Annotated in this window: 25 protein-coding genes; 18 read left to right on the plus strand and 7 right to left on the minus strand. The window is 47.1% G+C overall.

Features of this window, described 5'->3' with window-relative positions:
- Positions 1–32: 32 nt before the first annotated feature.
- The 6 genes from AC3AP5_RS04720 to ubiG form a co-directional block, all read right to left on the minus strand.
- Positions 33–299: a GrxA family glutaredoxin gene (locus AC3AP5_RS04720; protein WP_006955353.1), complete on the minus strand. Its 267-nt coding sequence runs from the start codon at positions 297–299 to the stop codon at positions 33–35.
- 104 nt (positions 300–403) lie between these two features.
- Positions 404–667, minus strand: coding sequence for a class I ribonucleotide reductase maintenance protein YfaE (gene yfaE / locus AC3AP5_RS04725; RefSeq protein ID WP_006955351.1), 264 nt, complete (start codon positions 665–667; stop codon positions 404–406).
- A gap of 8 nt (positions 668–675) precedes the next feature.
- Positions 676–1,809 (minus strand): class Ia ribonucleoside-diphosphate reductase subunit beta, encoded by a 1,134-nt coding sequence (gene nrdB / locus AC3AP5_RS04730; protein WP_006955348.1) that lies wholly within the window; start codon positions 1,807–1,809, stop codon positions 676–678.
- A 15-nt stretch (positions 1,810–1,824) separates the two neighbouring features.
- Positions 1,825–4,158, minus strand: coding sequence for a class 1a ribonucleoside-diphosphate reductase subunit alpha (gene nrdA / locus AC3AP5_RS04735; protein WP_006955346.1), 2,334 nt, complete (start codon positions 4,156–4,158; stop codon positions 1,825–1,827).
- A 326-nt stretch (positions 4,159–4,484) separates the two neighbouring features.
- A complete protein-coding gene (locus tag AC3AP5_RS04740) occupies positions 4,485–5,147 on the minus strand; it encodes an HAD family hydrolase (protein WP_006955344.1) in 663 nt (220 codons plus the stop codon).
- A 17-nt stretch (positions 5,148–5,164) separates the two neighbouring features.
- Entirely contained in the window at positions 5,165–5,899 is a 735-nt protein-coding gene (ubiG, locus tag AC3AP5_RS04745; RefSeq protein ID WP_487327108.1) for a bifunctional 2-polyprenyl-6-hydroxyphenol methylase/3-demethylubiquinol 3-O-methyltransferase UbiG, read from the minus strand.
- 150 nt (positions 5,900–6,049) lie between these two features.
- Here ubiG and gyrA point away from each other — a divergent pair, with 150 nt between their 5' ends.
- From gyrA to AC3AP5_RS04800, 11 genes are all read left to right on the plus strand, one after another.
- On the plus strand, positions 6,050–8,689 hold the full coding sequence (gene gyrA, locus AC3AP5_RS04750) for a DNA gyrase subunit A (RefSeq protein ID WP_272978477.1): 2,640 nt from the start codon (positions 6,050–6,052) through the stop codon (positions 8,687–8,689).
- Complete coding sequence (gene serC, locus AC3AP5_RS04755; protein ID WP_272978476.1) at positions 8,682–9,767, plus strand: 3-phosphoserine/phosphohydroxythreonine transaminase; 1,086 nt, start codon at positions 8,682–8,684, stop codon at positions 9,765–9,767. Before gyrA ends, serC begins: the two co-directional genes overlap by 8 nt.
- 40 nt (positions 9,768–9,807) lie before the next feature.
- Positions 9,808–10,911, plus strand: a complete 1,104-nt coding sequence (hisC, locus tag AC3AP5_RS04760; RefSeq protein WP_487327109.1) for a histidinol-phosphate transaminase — start codon at positions 9,808–9,810, stop codon at positions 10,909–10,911.
- Between the two features lie 13 nt (positions 10,912–10,924).
- Positions 10,925–12,226, plus strand: coding sequence for a 3-phosphoshikimate 1-carboxyvinyltransferase (aroA, locus tag AC3AP5_RS04765; protein ID WP_487327296.1), 1,302 nt, complete (start codon positions 10,925–10,927; stop codon positions 12,224–12,226).
- Between the two features lie 118 nt (positions 12,227–12,344).
- Positions 12,345–13,037 (plus strand): (d)CMP kinase, encoded by a 693-nt coding sequence (gene cmk, locus AC3AP5_RS04770; RefSeq protein WP_487327110.1) that lies wholly within the window; start codon positions 12,345–12,347, stop codon positions 13,035–13,037.
- A 117-nt stretch (positions 13,038–13,154) separates the two neighbouring features.
- Positions 13,155–14,831 carry a 30S ribosomal protein S1 gene (gene rpsA / locus AC3AP5_RS04775; protein WP_286682264.1) on the plus strand — a complete coding sequence of 559 codons (1,677 nt, stop codon included), beginning with the start codon at positions 13,155–13,157 and terminating at the stop codon, positions 14,829–14,831.
- Positions 14,832–14,859: 28 nt separating this feature from the next.
- The gene (ihfB, locus tag AC3AP5_RS04780; RefSeq protein ID WP_006955329.1) at positions 14,860–15,144 is read left to right on the plus strand and encodes an integration host factor subunit beta; all 285 of its coding nucleotides are present in this window, start codon (positions 14,860–14,862) and stop codon (positions 15,142–15,144) included.
- A 69-nt stretch (positions 15,145–15,213) separates the two neighbouring features.
- Entirely contained in the window at positions 15,214–15,498 is a 285-nt protein-coding gene (locus AC3AP5_RS04785) for a lipopolysaccharide assembly protein LapA domain-containing protein (protein ID WP_286682262.1), read from the plus strand.
- Between the two features lie 6 nt (positions 15,499–15,504).
- Complete coding sequence (gene lapB, locus AC3AP5_RS04790; RefSeq protein ID WP_272978468.1) at positions 15,505–16,659, plus strand: lipopolysaccharide assembly protein LapB; 1,155 nt, start codon at positions 15,505–15,507, stop codon at positions 16,657–16,659.
- Positions 16,652–17,356, plus strand: coding sequence for an orotidine-5'-phosphate decarboxylase (pyrF, locus tag AC3AP5_RS04795; RefSeq protein WP_487327112.1), 705 nt, complete (start codon positions 16,652–16,654; stop codon positions 17,354–17,356). The genes lapB and pyrF overlap by 8 nt, the downstream gene beginning before the upstream one ends.
- A gap of 91 nt (positions 17,357–17,447) precedes the next feature.
- Positions 17,448–17,786, plus strand: coding sequence for a ComEA family DNA-binding protein (locus AC3AP5_RS04800; RefSeq protein WP_487327113.1), 339 nt, complete (start codon positions 17,448–17,450; stop codon positions 17,784–17,786).
- Between the two features lie 75 nt (positions 17,787–17,861).
- Here the strand turns inward: AC3AP5_RS04800 and rne are convergent, their stop codons facing one another.
- On the minus strand, positions 17,862–20,813 hold the full coding sequence (gene rne, locus AC3AP5_RS04805; protein WP_487327114.1) for a ribonuclease E: 2,952 nt from the start codon (positions 20,811–20,813) through the stop codon (positions 17,862–17,864).
- Positions 20,814–21,333: 520 nt separating this feature from the next.
- On the opposite strand from rne, the gene rluC reads away from it, so the two are divergent.
- From rluC to AC3AP5_RS04840, 7 genes are read left to right on the plus strand one after another with little or no spacing between them, the layout of a single operon-like run.
- On the plus strand, positions 21,334–22,281 hold the full coding sequence (gene rluC / locus AC3AP5_RS04810; RefSeq protein WP_487327115.1) for a 23S rRNA pseudouridine(955/2504/2580) synthase RluC: 948 nt from the start codon (positions 21,334–21,336) through the stop codon (positions 22,279–22,281).
- 18 nt (positions 22,282–22,299) lie between these two features.
- Positions 22,300–22,959, plus strand: coding sequence for an HAD-IA family hydrolase (locus AC3AP5_RS04815; protein WP_487327116.1), 660 nt, complete (start codon positions 22,300–22,302; stop codon positions 22,957–22,959).
- A 12-nt stretch (positions 22,960–22,971) separates the two neighbouring features.
- Complete coding sequence (locus tag AC3AP5_RS04820) at positions 22,972–23,568, plus strand: Maf family protein (protein WP_487327117.1); 597 nt, start codon at positions 22,972–22,974, stop codon at positions 23,566–23,568.
- Positions 23,569–23,617: 49 nt separating this feature from the next.
- A complete protein-coding gene (yceD, locus tag AC3AP5_RS04825; protein ID WP_487327118.1) occupies positions 23,618–24,148 on the plus strand; it encodes a 23S rRNA accumulation protein YceD in 531 nt (176 codons plus the stop codon).
- A gap of 16 nt (positions 24,149–24,164) precedes the next feature.
- Positions 24,165–24,335, plus strand: a complete 171-nt coding sequence (gene rpmF / locus AC3AP5_RS04830) for a 50S ribosomal protein L32 (RefSeq protein ID WP_006955319.1) — start codon at positions 24,165–24,167, stop codon at positions 24,333–24,335.
- 16 nt (positions 24,336–24,351) lie between these two features.
- Positions 24,352–25,377, plus strand: coding sequence for a phosphate acyltransferase PlsX (gene plsX / locus AC3AP5_RS04835; protein ID WP_006955318.1), 1,026 nt, complete (start codon positions 24,352–24,354; stop codon positions 25,375–25,377).
- An 11-nt stretch (positions 25,378–25,388) separates the two neighbouring features.
- Positions 25,389–26,351 (plus strand): beta-ketoacyl-ACP synthase III, encoded by a 963-nt coding sequence (locus AC3AP5_RS04840; RefSeq protein ID WP_272978458.1) that lies wholly within the window; start codon positions 25,389–25,391, stop codon positions 26,349–26,351.
- Positions 26,352–26,359 lie beyond the last annotated feature (8 nt).

Consider the following 26,359-nt stretch of genomic DNA (forward strand, 5'->3'; position numbering starts at 1 on the left):
GCCTTTATTTTTTACTCACCTAATCAAAAAAATTAAGCGGCGTATAAACCTAGGTGCTCTTTAGCATAGGCTTCAAATTCGGTGAAGCCACCAACATGTGTTTCATCAACGAAAATCTGTGGCACTGTGTGCACTGGTTTCCCGACTGTTTTTTCTAAATCAGCTTTGGTGATGCCTTCTTCATGAATATCAACGTAACGATAATCGAAGTCATCACGGTCTGCTTTTAACTGTTCAGCGACTTCTTTAGCGCGAACACAAAAGGGACAACCTGGGCGACCAAAAATAACTGTAAACATGAATAATCCTCGAATCCTTGAATTTGACTCTATTATCCATATTTAACCGGTGCTCTACAATGTATCCGAACGATGGCGGTTATCGTTTTTTTCGAATGGTGAGATTAATGTTCGATATCAAGGTCGGATTCAGGGACACAACAGCAGGGTAAGAAGTCTCCTTTACGTACGTAGGCGAGGGGATCCGTCAAATAGCGAACTGAGCCACTTTTGAGTTTAGAACGACAGGCACCGCAAAAACCACTTTTACAGTGATAATGTACCTCTAACTGATGCTTTTCGAGCGCATCGAGTAAAGTGCCTTCTGAAGCGTCAACGGTCAGCTCATGCTGACCGTTGACTTTGACTTTAAACAGTTTTGCTGTCATCAGGCGCGCTAAAGGTCAAAGTCGCCTAAGTCCGAGGCATCCACACTGCTGTCGATCTGACCGACCAAGTAAGAACTGATTTCAGCCTCTTGTGGTGCAACCTGTACGTTATCGGATACCAAGTATTTATTCATCCACGGCAATGGGTTTGAGCGCTGCTCCGGGAAAGGCGCATCATAGCCGATCGCCTGCATACGCAAGTTGGCAATATATTCGACGTACTGACACAACATACTTTCGTTAAGACCAATCATGGAGCCATCTCTAAACAGGTAATGGGCCCATTGTTTTTCTTGCTTAACGGCTGTCATGAAGATCTCATAGGCTTCGTCGGCGAGTTCTTCGGCGATCTCAGCCATTTCAGGATCGTCCTCACCGTCTTGCCACAGGTTGATCATGTGCTGTGTCGAGGTTAGATGTACGTTCTCATCGCGCGCAATAAGACGAATGATTTTTGCGTTGCCTTCCATGAGTTCGCGCTCTGCAAATGCGAAGGTACAGGCAAAACTGACATAAAAACGAATCGCTTCTAACGCGTTAACTGAGTTGATGCACAAGAAGAGTTTTTTCTTCAGTTCGCGGCGAGTCACGTTATGCTCTTCACCATCGACGGTGATCTTGCCCTCGCCATGGGTTTGCCACAGCTGCGTGTAGAAAATCAAATCGTCGTAGTAACGAGAGATGTCGTTAGCGCGCAATTTGATTTGGTCATTAATGACGATATCTTCGAAAATTTCACTTGGATCGCTAAACAAGTTACGCAGAATATGCGTGTACGAACGCGAGTGAATGGTCTCAAAGAAAGACCATGTTTCAATCCAAGTTTCGAGCTCAGGCAGCGAAACGATAGGCAGTAGCGCAATGTTAGGGCTTCGACCTTGGATCGAGTCGAGCAGTGTTTGATATTTCAAATTTGAAATAAACACATGCTTTTCACTGGCGGTTAACTTGTTAAAGTCAACACGATCACGACTCACGTCGACTTCCTCTGGACGCCAGAAGAAGCTTATCTGTTTTTCGATAAGCTTTTCAAAAATACTGTGCTTTTGTTGGTCGTAACGTGCAACGTTGACCGAGTTCCCAAAAAACATGGGTTCGGCCAACGGATTAGTTTGTTCTTGGTTAAACGTTGAATAAGACACGCAAATCGCTCCTTATTAAATCTTGCACGCACCGCCTGCGCAATCGTCGTCTTCTTCAATCACCACCTCGGCAGGGCGATCACTTTGCTTACGTTGACGCTTTTGTTCGGCGGAAATGTCGGATTGGTTATCGGCTGCACCGTCGCGCGTATTGTGATAGTAAAGTGTTTTCACACCCATCTTATACGCTGTTAATAGATCCTGAAGTAATTGTTTCATCGGTACCTTAGCACCATTGAACTTACCCGGGTCGTAATTGGTGTTGGCCGAGATAGTTTGATCGACAAACTTCTGCATAATGCCGACCAGTTGCAAATATCCCTTGTTATCCGGGATCTGCCACAATAGCTCGTAATTGTTTTTCAGGTTTTCGTAATCGGGCACCACTTGCTTTGTCACACCGTCTTTAGAGGCTTTGACACTGACAAACCCACGCGGTGGTTCGATACCATTGGTCGCGTTAGAGATTTGCGACGACGTTTCTGAAGGCATCAAGGCGGACAACGTTGAGTTACGCATGCCGTGTTCTTGAATGTCCTTACGGAGCTGCTCCCAGTCGAGGTGGAGTGGCTCTGAACAAAACGCATCTAAATCTTTCTTGTAGGTATCTGTCGGTAAAATACCTTGAGAGTAGGTGGTTTCATTGAATTTAGGACATTTGCCTTTCTCTTTAGCGAGTTCCATTGACGCTTTCATCAAATAGAACTGAATCGCTTCAAAGGTACGGTGCACAAGACCGTTGGCTGAACCATCGGAATACTTCACGCCGTGTTTAGCTAAATAGTACGCAAAGTTAATGACCCCTATACCGAGCGTTCTACGGTTCATGGTGGCGTTATAAGCCGCAGGTACGGGATATTCTTGATAATCAAGCAAACTGTCGAGAGCACGTACGGCAAGATCCGCGAGCTCTTCGAAATCGCTGAGCGATTCGATTTTACCTAAGTTAAACGCTGATAAAGTACATAGCGCAATTTCACCTTCTTCGTCATTGACGTGACTGAGTGGCTTGGTCGGTAGCGCAATCTCTAAGCACAGGTTGCTCTGACGAACAGGCGCAACTTTTGAATCGAACGGACTGTGAGTATTACAGTGATCGACGTTTTGCACATAAATTCGGCCGGTGCTCGCACGCTCTTGCATAAACAAGCTAAACAGCTCGATGGCTTTAATACGCTTCTTACGAATATTTTCATCGTTTTCGTATTGGACGTAGAGACGCTCGAACTCTTCTTGATCTTCAAAGAATGCGTCATACAAGCCAGGCACATCCGATGGACTAAACAGTGTGATGAAGTCATCTTTGACGAGGCGTTGATACATCAAGCGATTGAACTGCACACCGTAGTCGAGATGGCGAACACGGTTTTCTTCCACACCACGGTTGTTTTTAAGTACCAACAGGTTTTCAATCTCAAGGTGCCACAGCGGATAAAACAGCGTTGCCGCGCCACCACGTACACCGCCTTGAGAACAGCTTTTCACTGCTGTTTGGAAATACTTATAGAATGGGATACAACCCGTATGGAACGCTTCACCATTGCGAATAGGGCTACCGAGTGCGCGAATACGTCCGGCATTGATACCAATACCCGCGCGTTGTGATACGTATTTAACAATAGCACTGGCTGTCGCGTTAATTGAGTCAAGGCTATCGCCCGTCTCAATCAATACACATGAACTGAACTGGCGGGTCGGCGTGCGCACGCCAGACATGATAGGCGTTGGCAACGATATTTTGAACGTTGATGTCGCGTCATAAAAGCGCTTGATGTAGTCCATGCGAGTGGACTTAGGGTAATTAGCGAATAAACAAGCCGCCACTAAAATATAAAGAAACTGAGCACTTTCGTAGATATCACCGGTGACTCGGTTCTGCACCAAGTACTTATTCTCTAGCTGCTTAACTGCAGCGTAAGAAAAGTTCATGTCACGCCAGTGATCAATGATCTCGTCCATCTGGTCGAATTCTTGCTCACTAAAATCTTCTAGCAAATGTGCGTCGTAACGCTTCTCATCAACCATTTTCTTGACATGGTCGTAGAGGCGAGGGGGCTCAAACTTGCCGTACGCACGCTTTCGTAAGTGAAAAATGGCCAGACGCGCAGCCATATACTGATAGTCAGGCGCTTCCTCTGAAATTAGGTCAGCCGCTGCTTTGATAATGGTTTCATGAATATCTTCGGTTTTGATCCCATCATAGAACTGAATATGTGACTTAATTTCGACTTGAGAAGCAGAAACATTATTAAGACCTTCTGCAGCCCACATGATGACACGATGAATCTTATCTAAATTCAGCGGTTCGCGTTGACCACTGCGTTTGGTAACGAAAAGTTGCTCGTTCATTTTAGCGCCGACTCTTAGCTGTTTGTTATAGATTTGTGGCCACAAGATATTGTGTGATTTTCGGTCTGTACACCAAATGAACACAATATCTAGTAGTCGATGTGTTACAGGCATACTAGATACAACCCGCACATCGATCAAGTCTATTTAGTAGTAAATATTCGTTTAAAGCCGCTTGAAATTTTGCAAGCGCTTATGGTGCATAGGCTTGCGTGAAAGTGTAAATTTTATAATTTTTTAGTTGAAAAAATCATGCATTTAGAAACAAGCGTTCTATGCAAAAAAGGTGTCATAAAAACTATTAAAAAATGAACGATTTAGAACATCTACTTTGGTAAAGCGAGTAGCTCCATCAAGGCATTGGGGTGAGCGATGGTGTAGTCCGCTAACCATTGTTGTGGTTGGTCAGTACTCGAGATATAGCCATACTCTGCAAGTACCGTCACCATACCTGCATTACGCCCGGCCACGATATCGCGTTCTGCATCGCCTATATACACACAGTCCTTGGGATCGACAGCAAGTTGTTCTGCTGCGTAGTAAAGTGGTTTGGGAGACGGTTTGGCTTCTTCCAATGTATCACCACAGACGACTACCGAGATACTTTGTAATGCTTCAAACTGCGCAATCAGAGGGTGCGTAAGAAACTCTGGTTTATTGGTGACGATACCTATTTTAATCTGATTGCGGCGAAGCGAACTCAGTAACATCTCGATACCGTCAAATAACTTACTGTGAAGCGCTAAGTTGCTGCGATAGATATCGAGAAACCTTGGTTTTAGCGCAAGTAGCGCATCCTCATCCAATTGCGTTAAACCTAATAACCCACGAGAACCGTGCGAAGCAACAGGCGTAAATACCTCTGCGGGTATCTCCGGAAGTCCATTTTCGCGACAGACTTGATTAAGCGCAAAGCCCAAATCCGGTGCTGAATCTAATAATGTGCCATCGAGGTCAAACAAAACTGCAGCTACCGGATGTTTGTTCACGCGAGTTCCCTAATGAGTTAACGGTCTGGTTTATGAAGTGCAACGATGTAATTCACGTCGACATCATGTTCGTCTAGCATAAAGCCTTGCAATGGCTTATATACGATGCCATTCATCTTCATTGCTTGCAATCCATGGGCATCTGTCATACGCAGCAATTCAGAAGGCTTGATAAATCGTTGATGCTGGTGAGTCCCTTTGGGCACCCAACGTAAAACATGTTCAGCTGCCACAATACCCAGCAGCCAAGACTTCACGTTGCGATTTAATGTAGAGAAAACAGCGTAACCGCCCGGCTTCACCATCTCACATACCGCGCTTACAATGGCGGCAGGGTCAGGAACGTGTTCGAGCATTTCCAGACACGTGACGACATCAAACTGTGCGGAATTTTCTGCAGCAAAGTTTTCAGCGCTGACTTGTTGATAGTCGATACTGAGTTGCGATTCCAATGCATGTAACCGAGCGACCTCTAACGAGTCGTGAGCGAGATCGATACCGGTTACTCGAGCACCACGACTTGCCATACCTTCGGTTAATAAACCACCACCGCAACCCACATCAACAACATGCTTGTTGAATAACCCGCCTACTTGCTGTTCAATAAAGGTTAATCGCAATGGATTAATTTGATGCAGCGGTTTGAATTCGCCTTCGGTGTCCCACCATCGCGAAGCAAGGGCGGAAAATTTTTCGATTTCTTTTTCGTCAACGTTATTGCTAAGGGCACTTAAAGAGGCTCGTTCTGACATGTGTTAGAGGTTCCAAATTGGCGTAACTTCTATAGAGTTTACATCAGCGGACGTTTTTGAAAAAGAGGGTGCGTGTTCACCCCGTGACGGGTACAATACCTGATTAATTATAACAACGATTAAGTATAGCTTGAGTTTAGGGATACATATATGAGCGATCTGGCTAGAGAAGTCTCACCCATCAATATCGAGGATGAATTAAAAAGTTCTTATCTTGATTACGCGATGAGCGTGATTGTGGGTCGAGCGCTTCCAGATGTTCGGGATGGTTTGAAACCCGTGCATCGTCGCGTACTTTTCGCGATGAATGAATTGCGGAACGACTTCAACAAACCCTATAAAAAGTCTGCCCGTGTGGTGGGTGACGTTATCGGTAAATATCACCCACATGGCGACAGTGCGGTTTATGATACCATCGTGCGTATGGCACAACCGTTCTCGCTGCGCTACACCTTGGTTGATGGTCAAGGTAACTTCGGTTCAGTTGACGGTGATTCAGCCGCAGCCATGCGTTATACCGAAATTCGGATGGAAAAAATTGCCCATCAGTTGTTAGCCGATCTCGACAAAGAAACCGTCGATTTTGTTGATAACTACGATGGTACCGAGCGTATTCCAGACGTTTTGCCAACTAAAGTGCCTAATTTAATGGTCAATGGTTCATCGGGCATAGCGGTGGGCATGGCGACCAACATTCCTCCACATAACTTAACCGAAGTTATCAATGGCACCTTAGCGCTGATTGATAATCCAGAAATCAGCATTGAAGAGCTGATGGAGTTTATTCCAGGACCTGACTTCCCAACGGCGGCGTCAATCTCGGGTCGGTCCGGTATTGTCGAGGCCTACAAAACAGGTCGCGGCCGCATTCATTTGCGTGCTAAAGCCGAGGTCGAAGTTGACGAAAAGTCAGGTCGTGAAAGCATTATCGTCAGTGAAATTCCATATCAGGTGAACAAAGCGCGTTTGATCGAGAAAATCGCTGAGTTGGTGAAAGAAAAGCGCCTTGAGGGTATCAGTGGCTTGCGCGATGAGTCGGATAAAGACGGTATGCGTATCGTTATTGAGATTCGTCGTGGTGATGTGGGCGAAGTGGTACTCAACCACCTGTACGCCAATACGCAAATGCAAGTCGTGTTCGGTATTAACATGGTTGCGCTTGATAAAGGTCAACCTAAGCTGTTCAACCTTTATCAGGTATTGGATGCGTTTGTTCGTCATCGCCGTGAAGTGGTGACACGTCGCTCGGTATATGAATTACGCAAAGCGCGTGAACGCGCTCACATTTTAGAAGGCTTGGCGATTTCACTCGCGAATATCGATGAAGTGATTGAGCTTATTCGTCGCTCGCCAACCCCAGCAGAAGCTAAGCAGGGGTTGGTCGCGCGTGGCTGGCAGTTAGGCAATGTCGCGGCCATGCTAGAATCCGCGGGTGTGGATGCAGCGCGTCCTGAACACCTACCAGAAGAGTATGGTATTCGTGACGGTAGCTACTACCTGACCGAAGAGCAAGCACAGGCTATTTTGGATCTTCGCTTGCATAAGCTGACCGGCTTAGAGCACGAGAAGATCCTTGACGAATATAAAGGTCTGTTGAAACAGATCGAAGAACTCCTGCATATCTTGCGCTCAACTGAACGTTTGATGGAAGTGATTCGCGAAGAGTTGGTTGAAATTCGTGACAACTTCGGTGATGCACGTAAAACCGAAATCACCGCGGCTGCGCACGATATCAGCATGGAAGACTTGATCAACGAAGAAGACGTTGTGGTAACGCTGTCTCACGAAGGCTATGTGAAGTATCAGCCATTAACTGAGTACGAAGCGCAACGCCGTGGTGGTAAAGGTAAAGCAGCCACGAAGATGAAAGACGACGACTTCGTTGAACGCCTGTGGGTTGCCAATACTCACGACACCATCTTATGTTTCTCGACCCGGGGTCGTATTTATTGGATGAAGGTCTACCAGTTGCCGTTGGCGAGTCGCGCTTCGCGCGGTAAGCCTATTGTCAACCTATTACCGCTTGAATCGGATGAGCGTATTACGGCGATTCTACCAACCCGTGATTATCCAGAAGATAAGTTCGTCATCATGGCGACTAAGCACGGCACGGTTAAGAAAACACCATTACCTGAATATTCACGCCCACGTAACGGCGGTATTATTGCGCTCAACCTGAATGAAGGCGACGAATTAATAGGTGTTGATATCACCGATGGCGAGCAAGAGATTATGCTGTTCTCAGACGGCGGTAAAGTTGTTCGCTTTAGAGAAGACCAAGTACGTTCAATGGGTCGTACGGCTACCGGTGTGCGTGGTATCCGTCTCGAGGAAGGACAGAAAGTCGTTAGCCTTATCGTTCCGGGCACGTACGAAGATGAGCAACAAGCGGCGATTCTGACGGTCACAGAGAACGGCTTTGGTAAACGCACCTTGGTCGAGGAATATCCGACTAAGAGCCGTGCTACTAAAGGTGTTGTGTCGATAAAAGTCAGCGAACGTAATGGTGCTGTAGTCGGCGCGATGGAAGTTGTAGATGGCAATGAGATCATGCTGATCAGCAACAAAGGTACGTTGGTTCGTACGCGCGTCAATGAAGTCTCGATGGTCGGTCGTAACACGCAAGGCGTGCGTTTGATCCGTACCGGTGACGATGAACAAGTTGTTGGCTTACAGCGCATTGATGAAGTCGACGAGGACGATCTCGAAGATGTGGTTGTTGAAGGTGAAGCAAGTGAAGTGACATCTGAACAACAGTCGTCTGATAAATCTGAGGCAAACGATGAGTAAGATCTTTAACTTTTCGGCCGGGCCGGCGATGTTACCGGCCGAGGTCATGCTGCAAGCACAGGAAGAGTTCTTACAATGGAACGGTACAGGTGTCTCGGTGATGGAGTTTTCACACCGCGATCCTGCTTACGTAAAAATGGCGCAAGAAGCTGAGCAAGACTTGCGAGAGTTGTTGAGCGTACCGGATGATTATCATGTACTGTTTTTGCAAGGCGGTGGTCGCGGTCAGTTCTCTGCCGTACCACAAAACATTGCAGCAAAGACAGACACTGTCGATTATCTTGATTGCGGCACTTGGTCAGGATATGCCATTCGAGAGGCTGAGAAGTATGTGAGCCAAGTTAATGTTGTGGGCGCAGCTCAACAAACAGAGCAGGGCAAACGTATCCAACCCGCCAGTGAATGGCAATTAAGTAACAATGCGCGTTACTTCCACTATTGCCCGAATGAGACAGTGGATGGTATCGCGATTCACGATATTCCTGATGTGCAGGCACCTATCGTTGCCGATATGTCTTCAAATATCCTCTCTGCACCCCTCGATGTTAGCCGGTTTGGGGTTATTTACGCAGGCGCTCAAAAAAACATTGGTCCTTCAGGTTTTGCTATCGCGATTGTTAAAAAGTCACTTTTAGGTCAACCACAACCTGAGGTGAGTTCGATTATGGACTATCAGTTACAGGCCAAAGATAACTCGATGTACAACACGCCCAACACCTTTGCTTGGTACCTCTCTGGGCTCGTGTTTAAGTGGCTGAAAAGGCAAGGCGGTCTTGCGGGTATTGGTGAGCTCAACCAGCGTAAAGCCAAGGCTTTGTATGACTATGTTGACGCGTCTGACTTCTATCGAAATGAAGTTCACCCTGACTATCGGTCTATTATGAATGTACCCTTTCAATTAGCTGACGATGAGCTCGACAAGCACTTTCTAGAGCAAGCTCATCAGGCAGGCCTAGTCGGTCTCAAAGGTCACCGGTTTGTCGGTGGCATGCGTGCGAGCCTGTACAATGCCATGCCTTATGCGGGCGTTGAGGCGTTGATTGACTTTATGCGCGAATTTGAGCGTACAAACGGCTAAATCTGCTTATCAAAATAAAAGAACAAAAGAAGGAATGAGCATGGCAAAGTTTGATGCAACCCAGATGGCAAACCGCGGCGTTAGGGAGTTACAACCCTATCAAGCGGGCAAACCAATGGATGAACTGCAGCGTGAACTAGGCTTAGATAAAGTCGTTAAGTTGGCTTCAAATGAAAATCCGTTGGGTATTAGTGTTCGTGTCAAGCAAGCCCTTCAGGGTGAAATCGATGATTTGATTCGTTACCCGGACGCTAATGGCTTTTATCTTAAAAGCAAAATTGCTGACAAGTTCTCGGTAGCGACAAATCAAGTGACCTTAGGCAATGGCTCAAATGACGTACTCGAGCTATTAGCGCGTACCTTTGTCAGTGACCAGCACGAAGTCATTTTCTCTCAGCATGCGTTTGTTGTTTATCCACTGGTGACGAAAGCGATTGGGGCAACACCGGTCGCGGTTCCCGCCAAAGATTATGGGCATGATCTCGATGCGATGCTCGCGGCGATAACACCGAAAACGAAGATGATATTCGTCGCTAATCCAAATAATCCGACGGGCACCTTTTTGACGACAAATGCGTTGTATGACTTTGTCAAACAAGTACCTGATAACGTTTTGGTTGTGCTTGATGAAGCCTATTACGAATATATTCCGAATGACGAGCGCGCGCCTTCAATTGAGTGGTTAGCTGAATTCGATAATTTGGTTGTGACACGCACCTTTTCAAAAGCCTATGGCCTTGCAGGGTTACGTGCTGGCTTTTCGGTGAGTTCTGCGGCGATTGCCGACTTAATGAACCGTATTCGCCAACCATTTAATGTTAATGCGCTGTCATTGAAAGCGGCGGAAGTGGCATTAGACGATGATGATTATCTCGCTGAAGCGGTGCGCGTTAATGCACAGGGGATGCAGCAGTTGATTCGCTTTTGCGAGCAACACAACTTCAATTATATTCCTTCGTACGGCAACTTCCTTACTATTGAAGTGGGAGCGGATGCTGATGATATTTATCAAAAGTTATTGCATGAAGGCGTGATTGTACGTCCAGTCGCAGGCTACGAATTACCTCATCATCTGCGTGTAAGTATCGGTCTGCCAGAAGAGAACCAAGCGTTCATCGAAGCAATGGTGCGCATTGTTAAATAAAGGTATTACGTTGTTGAATTTACCTGATCCGCTACACCTTGCACCGCGTTCAGCGTGTAGCGGCACGGTTACACTGCCGGGTTCGAAGAGCATCTCAAACCGTGCACTGCTGATGGCGGCATTGTGTGGCCAACCTGTGACCTTAAAGAATGTGCTTGAAAGTGATGATACGGCGCGCATGATCGATGCCTTAACGACACTCGGCGTATCTGTTAAACGCAGTGATTTGGATCCCTCCGAATACCAAGTCGAAGGCTGTGGTGGCCGTTGGCAACCCGCTCATAACGAACTCTATCTTGGCAATGCAGGCACTGCCGTCCGTCCTCTTGTCGCTGTGCTTGCCGCCTCATTGAGCAACACGCAAGTGATGCGGCTTGATGGCAATGCGCGCATGCGCGAGCGCCCAATCGCGGCGCTAATTGACAGCTTAACCGCGGCCGGCGCAAACATTCAGTGTCATGCAGAACCCGGTTTCTTACCGTTGACTATCGAGAGTGGTTTTAAGGGCGGAGAGGTGACTATTGATGGTAGCGCGTCGAGTCAATACATCTCGGCGTTGTTGATGGCTTTACCTTTGCTTGCTGACGACAGCGAATTGTTATTAGTGAACGAGGTTATCTCGGTTCCTTATATCGAACTCACCTTATCGATGCTGCGTGATTTTGGCATTCAAATTGATAAACACAGTGACCGTCATTACAAAATTCCCGGTCGCCAGAGCTATCGTTCGCCAGGCAGTTACTTTGTTGAAGGTGATGCAAGCGGAGCGAGCTACTGGATCGGCGCGGCAGCAATTAGTGGTGGTCCAATCACGATTTATGGCGTGGGTAAAAATTCAATTCAGGGCGACGTACATTTTGCTGAACTAGCGCAGCAAATGGGTGCAAACGTCGAGATGTTGGATAACGCAATTCGTGTATCCCGGAGCACTGAATTGAAAGCCATCGATGTGGATTGCAATGATCTGCCTGATGCCGCAATGACGCTCGCTCCTATGGCATTATTTGCTCAAGGAACGACGGTGATTCGTAACGTCGCCAGTTGGCGCGTAAAAGAAACCGACCGATTGGCAGCGATGGCGACTGAACTACGTAAAGTCGGTGCACAGGTGGAAGAGGGCGAAGATTATTTATCAGTGATGGCTCCAGCGCATTGGCAACATGCTTTGCTAGATACCTATGATGATCACCGCATGGCGATGTGTAGTGCTTTGATTGCGTTTTCTCCGGTAGGCGTCAGCATCAACGATCCTCAATGCTGCTCAAAGACTTATCCGCAATTTTTTGATGAGTTTTCACGGCTTTGTCACGATTAAAATATAGTCTTACATCAAACTTTGATGTAAACGGCGCGTGACAAAAGATGCAAAATTTTCACAAATCAGTATAATTGCGCGCTTAAATCTGCAAAGAGCAGGGCAAATAGAGGAATTTATGGCGACTCGCGTACCCGTAATTACAATCGATGGGCCAAGTGGCTCAGGCAAAGGCACAGTGAGCCGTTTGTTGGCCGAGAAATTAGGCTGGCATCTTCTTGATAGTGGCGCAATCTATCGTGTTTTGGCATTAGCCGCGATTCATCACGACTTTAAGCCCGAAGAAGAAGAAAAACTTGTCACGTTAGCTTCACACCTAGATGTGAAATTCGAAGCCGAGGAAGACAAAAGCCTAACGCATATCATCTTAGAAGGTGAGGATGTAACCCTGACAATTCGCACTGAAAGCGTGGGTAACATGGCATCTAAGATCGCTGCGCTACCAAGGGTTAGAGAAGCGTTGTTAAGGCGTCAACGTGGTTTCAAAGAGCTTCCAGGCCTGATTGCCGACGGACGAGACATGGGCACAGTGGTATTTACTGATGCTGAAGCCAAAGTATTCTTGACCGCCTCTGCTGAGGAGCGTGCACAACGTCGCTTCCTGCAATTGAAGGAAAAAGGTTTTGATGCTAACATTGACCAATTAATAACCGAAATTAAAGAGCGCGACGATCGCGACACAAATCGTGCTGTCGCACCGCTTAAACCGGCCGAAGATGCTTTGTACATCGATTCAAGTGATAAAAGCATAGAGGAAGTTGTCGATTCGGTTATGGAGTTTGCACATAGCAAACTGTCACAAACTAGCTAGCTGGTCATTAAGACGAGCTATTTAGGGACCTGCTGTAAGGATACGTGCAGGTGAATTTAATAACCCCGCTGAACAGGATGTCCAGTGGATGTCATCTAAAAAGTGAAGTTAATACATATGTCAGAAAATTTTGCACAGCTGTTTGAAGAGAGCCTGAAAGAAGTCGAAACTCGTCCGGGTTCTATCGTTAAAGGTACTGTCGTTGCGATCGAAAAAGATCTTGTTTTAGTCGACGCAGGCCTGAAATCTGAAAGTGCTATCCCTGCCGAACAATTCCGTAATGCTGACGGCGAACTTGAAATCACCGTAGGTGACGAGATCGACGTAGCGTTAGACGCGGTTGAAGACGGTTTCGGTGAAACAATTCTTTCACGCGAAAAAGCTAAGCGCTATGAAGCTTGGCTGCAGCTGGAAAAAGCATACGAAGATAACGCAACTGTTACTGGTATCATTTCTGGTAAAGTTAAAGGTGGTTTCACTGTGGATCTGGGTGGCGTTCGCGCGTTCTTGCCAGGTTCATTGGTTGACGTACGTCCAGTACGTGAAACTGCACACCTTGAAAACAAAGACCTTGAATTCAAAGTTATCAAGCTTGATCAGAAGCGTAACAACGTTGTTGTTTCTCGCCGCGCAGTTATCGAGAAAGAAAACAGTGCAGAGCGCGAAGAGCTTCTTGAGAACTTGCAAGAAGGTCAAGAAGTTCAAGGTATCGTTAAGAATCTTACCGATTACGGTGCGTTCGTTGACCTTGGCGGCGTAGATGGCCTATTACACATTACCGACATGGCTTGGAAACGTGTTAAGCACCCAAGCGAAATCGTTAATGTGGGCGACGAAATCACTGTTAAAGTACTTAAGTTTGATCGCGAGCGTACTCGTGTATCACTTGGTCTTAAGCAGCTTGGCGAAGATCCATGGGCGGATATCGCAAACCGCTACCCAGAGGGCACTCGCCTGACTGGCCGCGTGACTAACTTGACTGATTACGGCTGCTTCGTTGAAATCGAAGAAGGCGTTGAAGGTCTTGTACACGTGTCAGAAATGGATTGGACGAATAAAAACGTTCATCCTTCTAAAGTGGTTAACTTGGATGACACTGTTGAAGTTATGGTCCTTGAAATTGACGAAGAACGTCGTCGTATTTCTCTTGGCCTTAAACAGTGTAAACCTAACCCTTGGGAAGAGTTTGCTAAGAACCACAACAAAGGCGATAAAGTCTCTGGCAAGATCAAGTCAATCACTGACTTTGGTATCTTCATTGGCCTAGAAGGCGGTATCGACGGTTTGGTTCACCTTTCAGACATCAGCTGGAACGCGACTGGCGAAGAAGCGGTCCGCGATTATAAGAAAGGCGAAGAAGTCACTGCGGTTGTGATGCAAGTCGACGCTGAGCGTGAGCGTATTTCCTTAGGTATCAAACAGCTTGAAGAAGATCCGTTCAACAACTTCTTGGCAGCGAACAAGAAAGGTTCTATCGTAAACGGTACTATCACTGAAGTAGACGCTAAAGGTGCTAAAGTTGAATTAGCAGACAGCGTTGAAGGTTATATCCGTGCAGCTGACATCTCACGCGAGCGCGTTGAAGACGCAAGCACTGAGTTAAGCGTTGGCGATAGCGTTGAAGCGCGCTTCATGGGCGTCGATCGTAAGAACCGTACGTTAAGCTTGTCTATCCGTGCGAAAGACGAAGTTGAAGAGAAAGAAGCCGTTGAACAAGTGAACAAACAGCAAGAAAGCTCTGGTATCAACAGCGCTATGGCTGATGCGTTCAAAGCGGCTAAGACTGACGATTAATTAAACCTTTAGCGAGGAGGTAGGTAAGATGACAAAGTCGGAGTTGATTGAGAAATTAACACTGAAGTTCTCGGACCTGCCTCCGCGAACGGTAGAGTCTTCTGTGAAAGATATTCTTGAACAGATGATTCAAAGTTTAGCAAAGGGTCGGCGTATTGAAATTCGTGGGTTTGGAAGCTTTTCGCTTCATTATCGAGCACCTCGAATTGGACGTAATCCTAAAACGGGTGATCAAGTTGAGTTGGATGGTAAGTACGTTCCTCACTTTAAGCCGGGTAAAGAATTACGGGAGCGCGTCGACAATTTTAATTAGTTTGCGTTCGTTCGTTGAAAACGGCATGCTATACTAGCATGCCGTTTTTATTTATATGAGGTTCGGAACGTGCTTAGACGGATATTAATATTAGTTCCCATTATCCTCTTGTTTTTGCTAGCACTCGCGTTTGGTGCACAGAACCCAACGGTGGTGAGTGTAAACTTTCTTGTAGCAAAAACTGACTTTTCTGTCGCTGGTTTAGCGGCCATTTTTCTTGCCGTTGGATTTTCCATAGGTCTCATTTTGCTAGTGCTGTATGGTGTAAAGTGGCGAATGCGTAATGCTAAGCTTGAGAGACGCTTAAAAAGAGCCGAGCATAAGGCGACTGAATCACGTGAAAAGCAGTCGTAATCGTTTATGTTAGAGCTGCTGTTTTTACTTCTTCCTGTTGCAGCTGCCTATGGTTGGTTCATGGGACGTAACAGTGTGCGCTCAGAAGAGCGCAAAGAACAGCAACAGTTTTCTAAGAAGTATGCAGCGGGTCTTAACCTACTACTATCTGATGAACCTGATAAGGCGGTTGATCTATTTGTCGAACTGCTTGACGTTGATAGCGACACGCTTGAAACTCATTGGACGTTAGGTACATTATTTCGTCGCCGTGGCGAAGTCGAACGTGCAATTAAAATCCATCAGAATCTTATCAATAGAAGTAATATTACCGAATACGATCGACTGAATGCGATGTTTGAACTGGGTAAGGATTACTTATCAGCGGGTATTTATGACCGCGCAGAACAAATGTTTTCGCGGTTGCAAAATCACAAGCTATTTAGAACTGCAAGCCGACACTATTTACTCGAACTCTTCCAAGCAACCCATGATTGGGATAAGGCGATAAAAGTCGCTCTAAGGTTAAATCGTGATGATCACATCGAAGCTGTGGTAGGGCAGCTATATTGTGAATTGTCTCTCACTGAACAATCGGTTCCGAAGCAAATCAAATATTGCAAAAAGGCGCTGAAATACGATAAGCGGTGCGTGCGAGCGAGTATATTGCTCGGTCAAATTTACGCTGGGCGAGACCAACTCAGAGAGGCCATTCATAGCTATGAGTATGTGCTTGAACAAGATAAACAGTTCATACGTGATGTATTGCAGCCCCTGAAAGCATGTTACATGAGTTTACAGGATGAAGCCGGCTACATTGAGTTCCTTAATCGATGTGTGGCCGCTAACGCAGGTACGAGTGCGGTCATTGAATTGTCCGAATACCTGTTTGAGAATCAAGGCGGTGATGCGGCAGAACGCTTTATTCGCTCAGCGATGGAACAACATGCAACCATGCGAGGTTTCCACCAACTTATGGACTTTCACATTCGTGCAGCAGATGTAGGCAATGCTCGGGAGAGCTTGCGCATGTTGCAAAAAATGGTTGCTGAGCATATTAAACAACGCCCGAGTTATGCCTGTCGCCAGTGCGGCTTCTCTGGACAAACCCTCTATTGGCAATGCCCCTCGTGTAAAACATGGGGTTCCACTAAACCCATTAAAGGATTAGACGGTGAATAATAAAAACTTACCTTTGATTTACGTTGCACTTGATTTTGAAACTGCAGAAGAGGCTAATCGTCTCACTGAACAACTGGATGCGAAATTAGTTGGACTCAAAGTCGGCAAAGAGTTATTCACCGCGGCAGGACCCGAATTAGTTAAAAACTGGGTTGAACATGGTTTTTCAGTCTTTCTCGACCTTAAGTTTCATGATATCCCGAACACAGTCGCAAAAGCGGTCGTACAGGCGGCAAGACTTGGTGTGGACGTAGTTAACGTTCATGCCTCGGGCGGGCGGGAGATGATGACTACCGCCAAACGAGCCTTGGAAAAGGAACCTCACCAACCTCTACTCATTGCCGTGACTGTACTTACCAGTATGATGGATGAGGATCTGACTGAAATCGGTGTGCACCGAACTGCTCAGGAGCAGGTGATGGCATTAGCCAAACTGACTCAAAGTGCGGGCTTAGATGGCGTTGTTTGCTCAGCACAAGAGGCTGAAATACTTAAGTCTACATTGGGTGAGTCTTTTAAACTTATGACACCAGGTATCCGTCCCAAAGGAAGCCAACAGGATGATCAAAAGCGAGTGATGACGCCCCAGCAAGCGCAACAAGCAGGCGTTGACTTCATGGTCATAGGACGCCCGATTACAAAAGCCAGCGATCCCGCTCAGGCAGTGTCAGACATTATTGCTTCTCTATCGAGGTAATGACGTAATTCCCTAAAAAGACCCGCAAAGTTTTCTCCTTTTCACTATGCTTGTTGCGCTGAATCGATCAGCGTAGCAAGAGGAGAAATCAATGTTACGTAAATTTCTAATACCCACAGCAGTAGTTGTGCTCTCAGGTCTCTCAATGGGTAAAGCGGCAGTAGCTGCACCTACACCTACACCAATGAGCTCACCTTTAATGCCTTATGTGCAAGCTGCCGAAAGTCAGTACGAGAAGTTAAACATCAATACAGCGACGGCTGAACAAATAGCCGTGGCTATGATTGGCGTAGGGAAATCGAAAGCTGAAAATATTGTTAAATTTCGTGAGCAGTTAGGTGGATTTAAAAAAATTGACCAATTACTTGAGGTGAAGGGGATTGGTCAGCGCACGCTCGATAAAAACCGAGATCGACTAACTATCGAGTAGGCTGTACACATTACGAAGCTACAAAAAAAGGCTGCATAGTTGCAGCCTTTCTCACATTTAACCTTCAACGACGGGTTAATTGCTCGTGCATTTTGTCATCACAGCGTGCGCGGAATGGGTCGCCGAAGCGAAAGATGCCACACGCTCTGATTTAGCAAACGGCATGCGAGTTTCAGCCGCTGCAATCGATAAAGCACTAAACTCCGAGTTTCGAGGTTGAGCTGACGCCTTTGTCATCTGAGCAAACGCTTTGCCGCCGGTAATCGTAGATGGAATAACCGGTGTAGTCACTGATTTACTTTGCTGACTCATTTCGCGTTCCTGCTTACGACGTTGGCCCGCTGCTCGCATGTGACGAGGCGAGCGGCGTGAACGGTTGCGTTCTTTAGGTGGTTGTTCCGTTGTCGGTGATGCAGTCGGTGCAGACGCGTGCTCAGTTGCGGCCGTCGGTGACGTTTCTGACTCTGCTGTCGTATCCGCCTCAATATCACGAGCAGGTTCATCAACATCAGCCGCGACCGGTTCCTCAGGCAACTCTGATTCGCTGCCTGTAGCAACGTTCGTGCGTTCTTGTTGAGCTGAGTTAGTTGCTTCCTTAGGCGTTTCTTGCGGATCTTGCTGCGGCGCTTTGTCGCTGCTATCTGCTGCTTGCTTAACAATTTCTGCAGCCGCCTGCATCCGCGGATCCATGACCTTTTGCTTAATTACGTCATCGGCCGGTGCTGACTGGACCTGAGGTTTTGCTTCGTTTGACGCTGTTACCTCTTTGGGTTGCTCTACAACCTCAGTTTGTTGCACTTTCTGCTTTTGCTTAGCAGGTTTTGCCTTGCTTTGCTCAGGTTCAGCTGATTTTGCCGCATCCTTTTTGGCCGTTGGGTTTTCAGTCTGATCACCTTTAACACGCACCGAACGCTCTAGTTTTCTTGGTTCACGGCGCTTTTTAGGCTGTGATTCACGTTTGTCTTGAGTCTCACCTTTAGACTTTTCAACAGCTTGCTCTTCAGCTTGATTAGTGACAGTTTCACTCGTTTTGTTAGCTGATGCGTTCTGGTGTTGATTACGGTTTCTATTGCGACCACGACGATTGCGACGATTCGAATTAGCACGACCCTCTGAGTTGGAGCGTTCATTTTCAGTCTTCGACTTATCCTGAGGTTTGCTGTCTGTGCTCGTGTTTGGTTTGTCACTATCGCGATTATTCGCTGAGCGATTATTATTCCGGCGACCGTTGTTACGATTGTTGCGACGCTGGTTATTATTGCGGCCACGGCGTTGATTGTTGTTGTTACGCGGCTTAGGCTGCTGCTTTTCTTCAACTTCATCGGTACCAAATAACTGACTCAACCACTGACTAATACGTTTCAGTAGCGAGACAGAACCCGCTTTAGCTTTAGGTTGTGACTGTGGTGTAGGTGCCGGTGGCGCCGTCGGTGCTTGTAGGCCTTTAAGTGCTGGCTCTTCAAGCTGTTGACGCTCTTTAGTCAGCGTTATCGCAACGCTTTCTTCTTGTTGCTCCGGTTTTTGCACCTGATTAAAACTTGCCGCCTCTGGCACTTCGTCATCACGGATACGGACAACCTCAAAATGAGGTGTATCCATATGGTGGTTTGGAATAATAACGGCTTTTACGTTATGGCGCTCTTCGATCTTGATAACTGAAGCACGCTTTTCGTTTAGTAAGAAGGTCGCAACCGACACCGGAACTTGCGCTTGAACCTGCACGGTATTGTCTTTGATTGCTTCTTCTTCGATGAGGCGTAAGATCGATAGTGCTAAAGATTCACTTGAGCGGATGGTGCCTTGACCACTGCAACGCGGGCAAATGGCGTTAGCAGACTCGCCTAACGAAGGGCGCAGGCGTTGGCGCGACATTTCGAGCAAGCCGAAGCGAGAAATTCTTGCGACTTGAATGCGTGCGCGATCATGTGCAAGGCTGTCGCGTAAACGGTTTTCAACTTCACGTTGATGACGTGTTGGTGTCATATCGATAAAGTCGATAACGACTAAGCCACCAACATCGCGCAGACGCAATTGGCGTGCAATTTCTTCAGCGGCTTCGAGGTTTGTTTGGAATGCCGTTTCCTCAATATCGCCGCCTTTGGTTGCGCGCGCTGAGTTAATATCAATGGACGTCAGCGCCTCAGTCGGGTCAATCACGATAGAACCGCCGGATGGCAAGCGCACTTCGCGTTGGAACGCCGACTCTATTTGGCTTTCAATCTGGTAGTGACTGAACAGAGGTACATCGCCCTCGTACAATTTAACGCGATTGACGAAATCGGGACGAATTAACTGAATATGGTCGCGAACCTGTTCAAATACTTTTTTGCTATCAATGAGCACTTCACCAATATCACGGCGAAGATAGTCACGTAACGCTCTAAAAATAACGTTACTTTCCTGGTGGATTAGAAACGGAGCGGGGCGCTTTTGTGCCGCTTCGCTAATAGCCGTCCAGTGATGAATGAGAACGTTCAAATCCCACTCGAGCTCTTCCTTTGACTTACCGACACCTGCGGTACGTACAATAAGACCCATTTCTTTGGGAACATTTATTTCACTCAGCGCTTCTTTGAGAGCGGAGCGTTCTTCTCCCTCGATTCGACGTGAGATGCCGCCAGCGCGTGGATTATTGGGCATGAGCACCAAGTAACTGCCGGCCAATGAAATAAAGGTGGTTAAAGCAGCACCTTTCTGACCACGTTCTTCTTTATCAATTTGGACAATAACTTCTTGACCCTCACGGACAACATCTTTGATGTTGGGGCGACCATTAAATGTGTAACCATCGGGGAAGTAGGTTTTAGCAATTTCTTTGAGGGGTAAAAAGCCGTGGCGCTCGGCGCCATAGTCTACGAAAGCAGCCTCTAAACTCGGCTCGATGCGGGTGATTTTACCCTTATAAATATTTGCTTTCTTTTGTTCATGACCTGGGCTTTCGATGTCTAAATCGTACAAGCGCTGACCATCAACCAGCGCGACACGCAACTCCTCGAGCTGCGTGGCATTGATTAACATTCTCTTCATTTTAGTGACTCAATATTATTGTGCCACTGGTAAGCGTATAGCGGTAGCAGACGTGCTTTACTTCTATAACTGATTGTACTTGGGGTTCGTGAGGAACCTTGCATGGCCACCCGTCGAGTTCTAACTTCGCTGAACGGAACGTGTGCCGCAAACTATTCTTTATCTGATTGACTGTCTGTCTTCAAATCCGCTCCCCAACACATGCAGTGGATGGGGGCTACGCTACCAAGTAGCGTTAATTACAAACGTGACTGGCGAACAAAAACATCTCCAAAACAGCCCTGTGCATTCGACATCTCGGCTAAAACCGTATCTCGACGTAGGGGAGGAGCATGGTCTGTCACCAACCACACGATTTGTGTCGTTTCAAACCCTTCACCGAGCGCGCGCCACACACGGCTGCAAAAGCATACTCAGCGAGGTATAAAATTTGACACTTCATTAAATCACAAACCATGCCTGCAAGACAAGCATGTTTTTTTATACACACGCACAAGCAGATTGGTGTTAAAATAGCGTCATGAACACAGAATTCAATCAAGTGCAGTGGCACGACGTTGCCAGCGATGAAGCAGGGCAGCGTATCGACAATTTTTTAATCGCGCGGCTGCGGGGCGTCCCGAAGTCGTTGGTATATCGTATTCTGAGAAAGGGCGAAGTGCGCGTAAATAAAAAGCGCACAAAGCCGGACTACAAAATAAAAGCTGGGGATGCTATCCGAATTCCGCCTGTTAAGGTGTCTCCTAAGCCTGAATTACCGTCACCTAAATTGGCAAAGGTAGCTGAGCTCGAGCAGGCGATCGTATATGAAGATGATGCCTTTATGATCGTGAATAAGCCTTCGGGACTTGCTGTGCACGGTGGCTCTGGACTGAACTTTGGGCTGATTGAAGGGTTACGCGCACTGCGTCCGCAAGATAAGGCGCTCGAGTTAGTGCATCGGCTTGATCGGGATACCAGCGGTTTAATTATGATTGCGAAAAAGCGCAATGTGCTTAAGGTTCTGCACGCTCAATTGCGGGATAAAGAGATGAATAAGCAATATCTCGCGCTGGTTCGTGGTCAGTGGCAGAAGAATGTGCGCAATGTCGAAGCCCCCTTAAAAAAGAATACGCTGAAGTCGGGTGAGCGAATTGTTCGCGTAGATGCCGAAGGTAAACCTTCTCATACCCGCTTCAGAATTAACCAACGATACGCGGAGGCGACACTCGTTGAAGCTTCACCGGTGACAGGGCGTACCCATCAAATTCGCGTACATGCGTTGCACGCAGGTCATCCAATTGCCGGCGATCCTAAATATGGTGACGCATCGTTCAATGAACGGATGCAGCAAGGTGGACTGACGCGATTGTTTTTACACGCTTGGCAACTGTCATTTAAACATCCCGTTACCGAAAAAACAGTGTCATTCGAGGCGCCAATGGATAGCTCGTTAACGGCTATTCTCAGTGAGCTGACGCGTATTTAATAAGTAAACGAGGTTAACGTGGTCAAACTGGTCGTATTCGATTGGGATGGAACACTCATGGACTCTGTCCCGCGTATCGTTTCTGCAATGCAAGAAACTGCACGTATGCTATCGCTTCCAATACCTTCTCGCAGTGACGTGCAAGAGATTATCGGCATCAGCTTAGAACCAGCGATTGAACGTCTATTTGGTCGGCTTGATGCCGATACTCATCAGTCCTTCTTAGCGGTGTATAGGGATGAGTATGTAGATCGCAACCAAACGCCATCTCCTTTGTTTGCCGGTGCCTTGACACTGCTACAGCAACTGCAGCAAGACGCTCTTAAGTTGGCGGTTGCGACGGGTAAAGCGCGACGAGGGCTTGATCGCGTGTTGCTCGAAACTCAAACCGGCGGTTTTTTTGCGGCAACGCGATGCAGCGACGAGAGCGAAGGCAAGCCTTCGCCTAGAATGTTGCATGAGCTCATGACTGAACTCGAGGTTGACGCACACGAGACAGTGCTTATCGGTGACTCTATTCATGACATGCAAATGGCGAGCAACGCTGGCGTAAAAGCGGTGGGTGTAAGCTTTGGCACCCATGCCCGAGAGCGGCTTATCGAACATGGCGCTGTGACGGTGATAGATGATCTGATGGGTTTGCCCACCGTGCTGAAACGAATAAAAACTGCTGTATAAAGGATGAATGATATGGCTCGAACACTTATTCTTGGCTCGTCTTCTCCATACCGACGCGAACTGATGAAGCGTCTGCATCTCGATTTCCAAACGTTTAAACCGGAAATCGATGAACAAGCTTTATCCGGCGAAGCACCGCAAGTGTTGGTACAGAGGCTCGCTGAAGAAAAAGCTAAAAAGGTAAGTCGCGTAATGCGCGGTGCAGAAGATGCTCTGATTATTGGCTCAGACCAAGTTGCTGTTTGTAACGGCAAGATCCTCGGTAAGCCGCACACTCATGAGCGAGCAGTAGAGCAACTACTCAGTTTCGTAGGACAAAAGGTCACTTTTTTTACCGGCTTAAGCTTGTACGATGCGAGAGAAGATACGGCACAAACCGTATGCGAACCCTTCTATGTCACTTTCCGTAACGATCTAACAGAGGCAGAAATCAGTCGTTACGTTGAGCTTGAGCAACCGCTGAATTGCGCGGGTAGCTTCAAAAGTGAAGGCTTAGGTACGGCATTATTCGCAGAATTATCAGGTAGTGATCCGAACAGCTTGATCGGGTTACCCACAATTAAGTTGCTTAAACTGTTACGTAATGTCGGCGTTAACCCGCTTACCTAAAAGGATTAAGCTTGTCAGAGTCAGTTATTAAAGGTATCATTAACCGCCTATGCAAAAGGTCAGAATTCCGGTCAGCGTTGACCCGGTAAAGAGCGCGAATAAAAAGCAAACGTTTGATGGGGTCGTCCCCGTCCAAACTTTAAAGCGTTTGCAGGAGTTGCTTGCAAAGCCTTGCGAGGCCGATCCCAATGTGGTGGTTGAGTTTGGTGTAGATGAGCAGGGCATGAGCTATTTTTCCGGTACGGCGTCGGTCAGCGTTATTTTAACCTGCCAGCGCTGTAATCAACCATTTGAGGTTGATATTACTGCACAATTTGCGTATGCTCCTGTTTCTTCCAAGCAGGGAGCTGATGAGTTACCTGAACGCTATGAAGCGATCGAGGCTAACGAATTCGGCGAAGTTAACCTTCACGGGTTAATTGAAGATGAACTTATTTTGGCAATGCCTCTTGTAGCAAGACATGCTCCAGAGGATTGCTCCGTAGACCGTGACGCAATGACATGGGGTGAAATCGAAGAAGACGATGAAAAGCCTTCTGACAACCCGTTTGCTGTGTTACAAGAATTAAAGCGTAAATAACTAGGAGATAGCGTAAATGGCTGTTCAACAGAATCGTAAAAGTCGTTCAAAACGCGACATGCGTCGTTCACACGATGCGCTAAGCGGCCCTACACTGTCGGTTGACTCTACCTCTGGTGAGACTCATCGTCGCCACCATGTAACAGCTGACGGTTATTATAAAGGTCGCAAGGTCGTCAACAAGTAATTGTTGATTCCAGGCGATGCCTGAATTAAAACTAGCGATCGATGCAATGGGGGGCGACAACGGCCCCTCTGTTGTGCTCGAAGCCTTAAAAAATAGTCTTAAACAGAACACAACGACACAATTCGTCGTGGTCGGTGACGAGACTATTTTATCTCCTCTTTTTGACCAGTTTGAACTCTCTCATCATCCTCAAGTAACATGTGTTCACGCCGAACAAGTCGTCGAAATGACCGACAAGCCAGGTGCGACGATGCGTCAAAAGCCACAATCGTCCATGCGCATTGCGCTCGACATGCATGCTCACGGCGAAGTCGATGGCGTTGTCAGTGGCGGCAATACAGGCGCTTTGATGGCCCAAGCCTATTTTATTTTGAAGCCCATCCCGGGCGTGCTGCGACCAGCGCTAATGGCAGCAATACCCAATATGACCGGAGGACGGTCTTATTTGCTTGATTTGGGTGCGAATCCAAGTTGCGATTCAGAAACGTTATTTCAATTTGGTGTCATGGGCTCGGTAGCGGCGCATGTGCTGGAGTCTGACAAAAATGTATCTGTTGCGCTTCTGAATATGGGTGAGGAGGAACTGAAAGGCAACGATGAAGTGCGCAGTGCGGCACAGTTGTTGAGTCAGTCAGAGCATGTCAATTATATCGGCTTTATTGAAGGTAATCACCTCTTTAGCGGACGTGCGGATGTTATTGTATGTGATGGCTTTGTTGGAAATATTGCATTGAAGAGCTGTGAAGGTCTGGCAACGTTAATTATCGATGAATTGAAAGCATCGTTGACGTCTCATTGGCTGTATAGTTGGTTCTTTAAGTTTCTACAAAAGCGGACTAAAAAGTCCTGGCAACGGTTGAAGCCCGACCACTATAACGGTGCAAGTTTGATAGGATTGCGTGGCGTGGTTGTGAAAAGCCACGGTAGTGCGAATGCAAAGGCATTTGAAAGCGCGATTTCTCACGCGATTAAGGAAGCGAACCATCGTCTTCCAGAAAAAATTCAAGATCGTGTTGAATCGGTCCTATTAGAACAACATTAAGTACCCATTTTATGACGTATTCAAAAATCGTCGGCACGGGACATTACCTCCCGAGTCTACGACGTACGAACGACGATCTCAGTCAACAAGTTGATACCTCTGATGAATGGATTACAGAGCGAACAGGAATAAAAGAGCGTCGCATCGCCGATACCCACGAAGGCGTTGCCTCCATGGGGGCCGCCGCTGCTAGAAAGGCGCTAGAAGCCGCTGGTCTTACTGCAAATGATATCGATATGATTGTCGTTGCAACAACGTCGGCTGACCATGCATTTCCGAGTGCCGCATGCGAAATTCAAGCCCTGTTAGAGGTCACTGAGATACCCGCATTTGATATTGGCGCTGCGTGCTCTGGCTTTATTTTCGCGTTAAGTGTAGCAGACCAGTATATCAAAACGGGTCAGCATCAACGCGTCTTGGTTATTGGTAGCGACGTGTTAGCGCGAATGTGCCATCCAGAAGACCGTAATACGTTGGTTCTATTTGGTGATGGAGCAGGAGCCGTTGTACTCGAGTCTGATGACAATGCAGGTATTCTTTCGACGCATCTTGCCAGCGCTGGTGAGTTTGGGCATTTATTGGGCGCATCACAGCCGGTCAGAGGCACGCAAACGAGCTCGAGCGAAGGTTGGATGTATATGAAAGGCAACGAGGTATTTCGTGTCGCAGTTGATAAGCTGAGTCGATTAGTGACAGATACCTTGGCGGCGAATAATCTGCAACCCGAGCAATTAGATTGGTTAATTCCGCATCAAGCGAACTTAAGAATCATTAAAGCAACCGCTAAAAAATTGAAACTACCGATGTCACAGGTCATTATAACACTCGATAGAACGGGTAACACATCTGCTGCGTCGGTGCCTATAGCGTTGGATGTGGCAGTGCGGGATGGTCGCGTTAAGCGCGGTGACAATTTGCTACTAGAAGCATTTGGTGGCGGCTTTGCGTGGGGTTCCGCGTTGGTCAAATTTTAGAGGACACT

The organism is Idiomarina sp. D18 (genome assembly GCF_057748155.1).